Origin of the sequence: Kribbella sancticallisti (assembly GCF_039530625.1) — a bacterium.
Classification (GTDB): domain Bacteria; phylum Actinomycetota; class Actinomycetes; order Propionibacteriales; family Kribbellaceae; genus Kribbella; species Kribbella sancticallisti.
Map to the genome: position 1 here is coordinate 42,819 of NZ_BAAAOS010000027.1, position 8,238 is coordinate 51,056.

The window sequence follows — 8,238 nt, forward strand, 5'->3', positions numbered from 1 at the left end:
TTCCGCAGGCCGCGGACCTCGACGACAGCCACGGGGCCCGCCTACGCCCCGCCGACCAGACCGCGGCTCCGCCATTTGTCGAAGATGGGTTTGATCTGCCGCTCGGCATCGGCGACCGCCTGTTCGGCCGTCAGCTCGCCGCGCGCCGCCTTCGCGTACATGTTCGGGATGATGAAGGTGGCGAAAACCTCGCCGATCGCCGTGTTCGCGGGCCCCGGGTGACCGACGTTCGTGCTCCACTCGATGGCGTTCTTCAAGACCGCCAGCTTGTTGGCCGGCCGGGCGCCGAAGGGATCATTGTCCAGCCAGCTGTTCAGCTGCGGAACCACCTTCGGGAACGCCGGCAGGTCGTACAGCTTGGAGTGGTACGCCGCGGGCGCCAGGTTGTCGGTGTAATGGAGCAGGAACTCCTTCGCCGCGTCGACGTTCTTGGCGTGGTTCGGGACGATCCAGTTGTACATCACGTGCTGTGCGGCCAGCGCGGCCTTCGGGCCCTTCAGCGCCGGCACGAAGTAGATGTCGTCGGCAACCTCCGGGTTGGCCTCCTGCGCGGTGCGCCAGGCCGAGATCGAGTTGACGATGAACGACATCTGGCCGGCGATCAGACCCTGGTTGTTCGACGCCGGGTTCCAGGAGAACACCTCGTTCGTCATCGTCTCCTTGAACAGCCGCTGCATGAACTCCACCGCGGCGACCGTTTCGGGCGAGTTGATCACGACCTGCTCGTTCTCGTCCTGGATCGACCCGCCGTAGGACCACAGCAACGCCCGGCCGACCATGTTGGAGTCGATCTCCTGGGACATGCCGAGGCCCATCTGGATGCGCTTGCCCTTCTTGATCTCGGCACCGCCGCGGAGCAGGTCGTCCCAACTGGCCGGGCCGTTGGGGAGCCCGGCACCCTCCCACAGGCTCTTGCGGTAGTCGCCGGGGTCGGGCGCCCAGGCCGGCGCGAACGCGTAGTGCTTGTCCGTGGTCGAGTTCTGGCTCGACTTCACGCAAAGAGGCAGTTGATCACCGTGCCGCTTCTGGGCCTCCTGGGCGACGTCCTTCAGGTCGACGACGCTGGGCTCGAACTGCGACAGCGGCGCGATGTACTGGATCAGGTCGTGGCCCTGCCTGGCCTGGATCTCGGCCGCCGTCCTGGCCACGATCTCGGTGTTGTTGATGTGGTCGATGCTGACCTCGACGCCGACCTGACGGCCCCAGTCCTTGGCGAACTGGTCGAACCACACGTCGTGACTGGGCACGAAGTGGCTCCACAACAGGATGCTCAGACCGCCGGACAGCGCCGAGGCGGGATCTCTGACGGTCGGGCTCGGGGCCGGGACCGTCGCCTCGGGGGGCCCGGCATCGTCCCCACCGTCACCGCAGGCCGCGGCGGCTCCGGCCACGGCAGTCAACACCAACAGGTCACGACGCGATATGCGAGTCGGCTCGTTCATCGCCAACCTCCACAGCGAGACTCTCCTACCCACAGTAGGACCGTTTCGCCGAATGTGGACCAGTCAGTGCCTCACCGGCGCCAGGATCGCTTCGGCGAGCCGGCGGAGACCGGCTTTGAGGCGATCCAGAGCGAAACCTTCGTCACGCAGAGCGAGGTGCAGGTCGGCGGCGAGTGGCGCCAGGATCACGTGGGCGGTGTGCTCGGCATCCAGTTCTGGCCGCGCCTGCTCCACCAGCATCGCGAGGTGGCGGTGCCACAGGCGGTACGAGCCGATGCGGTAGCGGGCGCCGTCGGAGGCGTTCTCGCTGTCGACGAAGAGTTCGACATGGCGGTCCAGGAGTTCCAGGTAGGCATCGAGGAACGCGGCGACCCGGTCGGCCGCCGGAGCACCGGGGCCCAGCGGCGGCGGGCCGGACAGGATCTTGGCCTGCAGTTCCACCTCGCGCTCGTCGAGCAGCGCCACCGCCAGACCGGCCCGATCGCCGAAGCGCCGGAAGACCGTGCCCTTGCCGACCCCCGCGGCCGCCGCGATCGCGTCCAGCGACACGTTCTTCACGCCCTGCTCGGCGAACAGCCGCTCCGCGGCCTCCAGCACCTTCAGCCGGTTCCGGCGTGCGTCGGCGCGTTCCGGGCGCGGTTCCCCGAGCACGGGAAGCTGTCGTTGTGAAACGGACTGCGGTCCGCTAAGGTCGTTCATAAGACGGACTGTAGTCCGCTCAAGACCTCGAGAGGAAGCACCATGAGCAACCCACCCGAGCAGTTCGGGGCCCCGCGCGGCGCCCAGCCGGCCGTAGCGGGCGGTCAGGCCCGGATCGCCGTCGCGTACCACTCCGGCTACGGCCACACCGCGAAGCAGGCCGACGCGGTCGCCGCCGGTGCGGCCGCAGTACCGGGGGCGGTCGCCGAACTGGTTCCGGTCGACGAGCTGACCGACGAGCTGTGGGACCGGCTCGCCGGCGCGGACGCGATCATCTTCGGCGCGCCGACCTACATGGGCAGCCCGAGCGCCGTCTTCAAGGCGTTCGCCGAGGCCAGCGCCGAGGTCTGGGCCGCCGACCTCGGCTGGCGAGACAAGATCGCGGCCGGCTTCACCAACTCCAAGGCGATGTCCGGCGACAAGCTGAACAGCCTCGTCGACTTCGCCGTGCTCGCCGCCCAGCACGGGATGATCTGGGTCGGCCTGGACATCTTCCCGGGGTGGGCCAAGTCGACGGCGAGCATCGAGGACCTCAACCGGCTCGGCAGTTGGCTCGGCGCGATGGCGCAGTCCGACGCCGACCTGTCCGCGGAGAAGGCGCCGCCGGAGACCGATCTGCGCACCGCCGCCGCCCTCGGAGCCCGCGTCGCAGCCGTCACCCTCCGGCACCAGCGCGGCTCGCTGGCGGCCTGATGGCGTGGTTGGTGCTGCTCGCCGCCGCGGCCTTCGAGATCGCGTTCGCGCTCAGCCTGAAACCGAGCGACGGGTTCAGCCGGTTCTGGCCGACCGCCGGGGTGCTCGTGTTCGGCGTCATCTCGGTGGTGCTGCTGGCGAAGACCCTGGACCGGCTACCCGTCGGCACGGCATACGCGGTATGGACCGGCCTGGGCTCGATCGGTGTCGTCACGCTCGGCGTGCTCCTGTTCGACGAACCCGTCACGCTCCCCCGCCTCGCCTGCATCGCCCTGATCGTGGCCGGTGTCGTGGGTCTGCGCCTGGCGGGGAGTGAGTGAGGGCGCCAGACCGATCAAGAGGCCGGCGACGACGACTAGTACGCCCAGCAGTTCGCCGCCGCTCGGGGCGCCCAGGCCGAGCGCAGTACCGGTGACGATCGCGCCGATCGGGACCATCCCGGCGAACAGTCCGGCCCGGTCCGCGCCCAGTCGCGGCAGGGCGCCGTACCAGAGCAGGAAGGCGCCGGCGCCGACGACGACGGCCAGATATACGAAGCCGCCCGCCTCGGCTGCGCTCGGCGTACGCAGCAGGCCACCGCGGTCGGTGACGGCGCCGAGCGCCAGCAGCATCGGTGCGGCCAGCGCCGCGGTGTAGGCGGAGACCCGGATCGGGCCGTACCGGATCAGCAGCGGAAGGGCCAGCAGGGTGAAGCACGCTTCGCAGACGAGCGCGCCGATGGACAGGAGAACGCCCGCGGCGTCAGCGGTGCCGAGCCCGGAGGTCAGTGCGGTGCCGGCGACCACGATCATCGCCGCGAACAGCACCCGCCTCGAAAGGCGCCTCCTGTTCAGCGCCGGGCCGGCGATCGCCAGCACGATCGGCACGGCGCCGATGACCGTGCCGACGGTGGCCGGGCCGGCATGCCGGGTGGCATGGATAACGAACACGTTGAACAGCACCAGACCTGTCGCCGCCAGCGCGGAGAACAGGACCACTTCGGTCGCCGAGGGCCGCAGGAAACCGAGGCCGTAGATCCTCGCCACCCCGAGCAGCACCACCGCGGACAGCACGTACCGGATGGCCTGTCCGCCGAACAGCGGATAGGTGTTCACTACGCCGGACACCGCCGCCAGCGTGCCGACGAGGAACATGGCCGCTCCAGCGCCGCTGTACCCGGCTGCCACAACTTTTCGCATGCGGCTCACGCTAGAGCGGTTTCGGTCTAGAGCAGAGGTCCAAAACCGAGTGATCTGACAGGTCCAAACAGGCTGGTCAGCTCACTCCGTGCGGTTGTTCCCGAGTGCTGACATGGGTTCGCGGCCGGGTGGCTGGGTCGGCCGGGGCAACAGGGGCTCGCGCTTGGTCAGGGCGCGAGTCACCGGCTCGCCGGCCTTCACCGTGATCTCCTCGCCCGCGTGGTTGAGGGTGAGGCTAGCGTCGGGGCCGTCGTGCACCGCGTAGGTGACCTCGTCGGGCTGGATATCGACGCGCAGCCGCACTCCGTGCCAGCGGATCGAGAAGGCCAGTCCCGTCAGCCCTGCCGGGAGCGCGGGGTTGAAGCAAATGCAGCCCTCGCGATCGCGCAGCCCGCCGAAGCCGGCGACCAACGCGGTCCAGGCTCCCGCCAGCGAGGCCATGTGCAGGCCGTCCCTGGTGTTGTGATGCAGGTTGTGCAGGTCGATCAGAGCCGCTTCGTAGGCGTAGTCGTAGGCCAGATCGAGGTGGCCGACCTCGGCCGCCATGACGGCCTGGACACACGCCGACAGGGACGAGTCCCGCACCGTGAGTCGTTCGTAGTAGTCGAAGTTGCGGGCCTTCTGTTCCGGAGTGAACGCGTCCCCGCACCAGTACATGGCCAACGTGAGGTCGGCCTGCTTGACGACCTGCTTGCGGTACAGCTCGAAGTACGGCGCGTGCAGCATCAGCGGGTACTTCCCGCGCGCCGCCTCGAAGTCCCACTCTGCGTACCCGGTGAACCCGTCCGACTGGGGATGCACCTTCAGTTCCTCGTCGTACGGGATGTGGACCGCGGCCGCGGCATCGCGCCAGGCGGCTTCCTCCTCCGCGTCGACGCCGAGCGACCGGGCCTTGGCCGGATGGCGGACGGCGACCTCGGCCGCCGCCTTGAGGTTCTTGGCCGCCATCAGGTTGGTGAAGACGTTGTCGTCGGCGACGGCGCTGTACTCGTCCGGCCCGGTGACGCCCGGCAGATGCCAGCGGCCGTGCCGGTCGTGGTGCCCCAGCGACATCCACAGTCGCGCGGTCTCGACCAGCAGTTCGAGGCCGTAGTCGACCAGGAACTGCTCGTCGCCGGTCGCGGCGTGGTACCGGCTGACCGCTTCGGCGATGTCGGCGTTGATGTGGAACGCCGCCGTACCGGCCGGCCAGTACCCCGAACACTCCTGGCCGCGGATCGTCCGCCACGGAAAGGCCGCGCCGCGCAGGCCCAGCACCGCGGCGCGGTCCTTGGCCAGTTCCAGGATCGAGTGGCGCCATTTCAGCGCGTCCGCCGCGGCGTCGGGCACCGTGTGGATCAGCACCGGCAGGACGAACCCCTCGGTGTCCCAGAAGGTGTGGCCGTCATAACCGGCCCCAGTCAGCCCCTTGGACGGGATCGCTCGCCGCTCGGCCCTGGCACCCGCCTGCAAGACGTGGAACAGGGCGAATCGAACAGCCTGCTGCAACTCGGCATGGCCCTGCACCTCGACGTCAGCGGCGTCCCAGAAGTCGTCGAGGTACTCCTGCTGGAGCTCGACGAGTCCCTCCCAGCCGCAGAACTCCGCGCTGGCCAGTGCCGCGGCCACCTGGTCGCCGATGGCGGTCTCAGAACGCAGGCTCGACCACCCGTACGCGAGCAGCTTCACCACCCGCAGGCTCTCACCGGGCTGCAGGTCGCAGATGACCGTGGTGCGCGCCCAGTCCTCACGGATGTCGATGTCCACTCTGGCCCGGTCCGGCGCCTCCACCTGGTGGGTCATGCCGGCGGCCATCAACTGCTCGCTGCGCTTGGTGCGGTGGATCAGGATGCAGCTCTTCGGGCTGGCGTCGTGCGAGACCGGCTCCAGTGGCTGCTCGAGCACGCTCGCCACCCGGGGATCGTCGGACAACGGCGGCTGGGTCTCGTTGGCCACCAGCTCGGACTGGACGACGAACCGGGCCGGCCGGTCGACCGCCTCGACGACGTACTCGATCGCGGCCACCGCCCGCTGGGTCAGCGACACCAGCCGGCGCGACCGGACCCGGATCCGCTTGCCGCCGGGCGAGGTCCAGTCGGCGTCGCGCTGCAGGATGCCGGAGCGGAAGTCGAGCGACCGTTCGTGCGAGTGCAGTTCGCCGTACCGGATGTCGAAGGGCGAGTCGTCCACCAGCAGCCGGATCAGCTTGCCGTTGGTGACGTCGACCAGCGTCTGGCCGGACTCGGGATAGCCGTACCCGGCTTCGGCGTACGGCAGGGGGCGCTTCTCGTAGAACGAGTTCAGGTAGGTGCCGGGGATCGCGTACGGCTCGCCCTCGTCGAGGTTGCCGCGCAGGCCGATGTGGCCGTTCGAGAGGGCGAACAGCGACTCCGCCTGGGCGAGGTTGTCCAGGTCCAGCTCGGTCTCACGCAGCCGCCACGGCTCGATCGGGTGCTGCTTGCGGTCCGGCATCAGCTCTCTCCTCCCGTACTGCGGGCGCCAGGCCCGGCAGCTGCCAGCAACTGGTCCAACTCCGTCACCACGACGTCGGCCCCGTGCACCCGGAGCTGGTCCGCCTGACCGAGGCGATCGACGCCGACCACGAACCCGAATCCTCCGGCCCGGCCGGCCTCGACTCCTGCCAGCGCGTCCTCGAACACCACAGCCTCGGCCGGGGAGACGCCGAGCAGCTTCGCCGCGGCCAGGAAGGTGTCCGGCGCCGGCTTGCCGCGCAGGCCCTCGCTTCGGACTGTCAGCCCGTCCACCCGCAGCTCGATGTACTGCGCCAGACCGGTGACGTCCAGGACCTCGCGGGTGTTCGCGCTCGAGGACACCACCGCCCGCCGCAGTCCCGCCTGCTCAGCGGCTTGCAGATACCGGCGGGAGCCTTCGAAGACCCGCACTCCGTCGGTGCGGATGCGGCGCAGGACCGCCACGTTCTTGTGGTTGCCGAGCCCGTTCACGGTCAGGGCGGCGGGCTCGTCGTCCGGGCTGCCCTCCGGCAGCTTGATGCCCCGCGAGGCGAGGAAGTCCCGGACGCCGTCGACGCGCGGCTTGCCGTCCACGTAGGCGGCGTACTCGGCGTGGTCGTCGAACGGTACGAAGGGAACGCCGGTCTGCTCGGCCCAGTCGCGCAGGAACGCGTCGAACATCTCTTTCCACGCCGCGGCGTGAACCGCCGCGGTGTCGGTCAGGACGCCGTCCAGGTCGAACAGACACGCCCGTATCTGTCCGGGTAATCCGAGCATCGTTCACCTTCCATCGGTCCAGGTCCGCCGGTCGGATGTTGCCGAGAGTAGCTGGTACCCACAGTGACACCCGTCGAGACGGGTCTTCCGGAGGCTCGAATGCGCGGTTGAACGTCCTGGCCGGGACTGAGCGTTCTGTCCGCGGCGGGGCGTTCTGCACGCGGTGGAACGTTTTGGCGGCGGGGGTGGTCTAGACGCGGCGGCGGGAGCGGCGGGCGCGGGTGGGGATCGCGGCCGGCGGGACGACCGGGGCCTCGGCATCGGGCCGGCCCGGCTGGGCGACCAGGGACTGGTACTCGTCCCAGCTCTCGACCCGGAGCGGAACGTTGCCGATGGCATCGACCTCGGTCACCAGGTGGCGGCCGGACCGGATCACGGCCCAGACGTCGTGGTCGCTGCGCAACTGCCGCAACTCGCCGAACAGTTCGCGGCCGAACCAGCAGGGATTGCCCCGGCCGTTGTCGTACCGGCTGACGCCGATCGGCGTGGACGGCCCGGCCACCTCCGCGACCAGCGACCAGACAGTGGCCGAAGTCACGCCCGGCTGGTCGCCGAGCATCACCACGATCCCGTCCGTACGCCGGTCGACCACGTCGAGCGCGGGCACGATCGACGAACTGCCGGTGTCGGCGTGGGGTGACTCGACCACCCGGGCACCGTCCAGGTCGACCCGTTCGCGGACCTGCTCCGAGGCGGATCCCAGGGTCACGATCAACTGGTCGAACCCGCAGTCCCGGGCCGTCTCCAAGGACGCGCCGAGCAGCGTGCCGCCCTGGTAGGCGAGCAGTTGCCGGGGCACACCCAGCCGCGGCGACCCCTCGGCGGCCAGCACCAGACCGGTGACGAACACGCCGCATCAACCCCCGACCTGGTAATCGCGAACCATTCCAGGCTCCTTCGTCGATGCCGATCCGACGATGGAACCCCGAGGTGGCTCAGCAGGGCCTCGGCAAAGTCGCGCTTCATGACGTGAGCAGCGCCAGTGGGCGTCGGTTGTCG

Annotated in this window: 7 protein-coding genes and 1 pseudogene; 2 read left to right on the forward strand and 6 right to left on the reverse strand. The window is 69.6% G+C overall.

All coding sequences use genetic code 11. The annotated features are described in order from the left end of the window. Positions 1-41: 41 nt before the first annotated feature. Positions 42-1,442, reverse strand: coding sequence for an ABC transporter substrate-binding protein (locus ABD255_RS20840; protein WP_344216408.1), 1,401 nt, complete (start codon positions 1,440-1,442; stop codon positions 42-44). 63 nt (positions 1,443-1,505) lie between these two features. After that, on the reverse strand, positions 1,506-2,141 hold the full coding sequence (locus tag ABD255_RS20845) for a TetR/AcrR family transcriptional regulator (protein WP_344216410.1): 636 nt from the start codon (positions 2,139-2,141) through the stop codon (positions 1,506-1,508). A 42-nt stretch (positions 2,142-2,183) separates the two neighbouring features. Between ABD255_RS20845 and ABD255_RS20850 the strand changes: the two genes are divergently transcribed. Both ABD255_RS20850 and ABD255_RS20855 read left to right on the forward strand, forming a co-directional pair. Next, positions 2,184-2,834 carry a flavodoxin family protein gene (locus tag ABD255_RS20850; RefSeq protein WP_344216412.1) on the forward strand — a complete coding sequence of 217 codons (651 nt, stop codon included), beginning with the start codon at positions 2,184-2,186 and terminating at the stop codon, positions 2,832-2,834. Then, positions 2,834-3,052: pseudogene (locus ABD255_RS20855) on the forward strand (DMT family transporter); the annotation flags it as partial. The gene ABD255_RS20850 and the pseudogene ABD255_RS20855, both read left to right, overlap by 1 nt. On the opposite strand, the gene ABD255_RS20860 reads toward ABD255_RS20855, so the two are convergent. From ABD255_RS20860 to ABD255_RS20875, 4 genes are all read right to left on the reverse strand, one after another. Next, entirely contained in the window at positions 2,990-4,012 is a 1,023-nt protein-coding gene (locus ABD255_RS20860) for a DMT family transporter (protein WP_344216414.1), read from the reverse strand. The pseudogene ABD255_RS20855 and the gene ABD255_RS20860 overlap by 63 nt on opposite strands. Positions 4,013-4,093: 81 nt before the next feature. Beyond that, complete coding sequence (locus ABD255_RS20865; protein ID WP_344216416.1) at positions 4,094-6,463, reverse strand: glycoside hydrolase family 65 protein; 2,370 nt, start codon at positions 6,461-6,463, stop codon at positions 4,094-4,096. After that, on the reverse strand, positions 6,463-7,239 hold the full coding sequence (locus ABD255_RS20870) for a beta-phosphoglucomutase family hydrolase (RefSeq protein ID WP_344216418.1): 777 nt from the start codon (positions 7,237-7,239) through the stop codon (positions 6,463-6,465). Before ABD255_RS20870 ends, ABD255_RS20865 begins: the two co-directional genes overlap by 1 nt. Before the next feature lie 190 nt (positions 7,240-7,429). After that, positions 7,430-8,089 (reverse strand): nucleotidyltransferase family protein, encoded by a 660-nt coding sequence (locus ABD255_RS20875; protein WP_344216420.1) that lies wholly within the window; start codon positions 8,087-8,089, stop codon positions 7,430-7,432. Between the last annotated feature and the right edge of the window lie 149 nt (positions 8,090-8,238).

Coding starts and splice junctions, on each gene's coding strand:
- ABD255_RS20870 (WP_344216418.1), bottom strand. CDS start 7,239: ATGCTCGGATTACCCGGACAGATACGGGCGTGTCTGTTCGACCTGGAC.
- ABD255_RS20845 (WP_344216410.1), bottom strand. CDS start 2,141: ATGAACGACCTTAGCGGACCGCAGTCCGTTTCACAACGACAGCTTCCC.
- ABD255_RS20850 (WP_344216412.1), top strand. CDS start 2,184: ATGAGCAACCCACCCGAGCAGTTCGGGGCCCCGCGCGGCGCCCAGCCG.
- ABD255_RS20860 (WP_344216414.1), bottom strand. CDS start 4,012: ATGCGAAAAGTTGTGGCAGCCGGGTACAGCGGCGCTGGAGCGGCCATG.
- ABD255_RS20840 (WP_344216408.1), bottom strand. CDS start 1,442: ATGAACGAGCCGACTCGCATATCGCGTCGTGACCTGTTGGTGTTGACT.
- ABD255_RS20865 (WP_344216416.1), bottom strand. CDS start 6,463: ATGCCGGACCGCAAGCAGCACCCGATCGAGCCGTGGCGGCTGCGTGAG.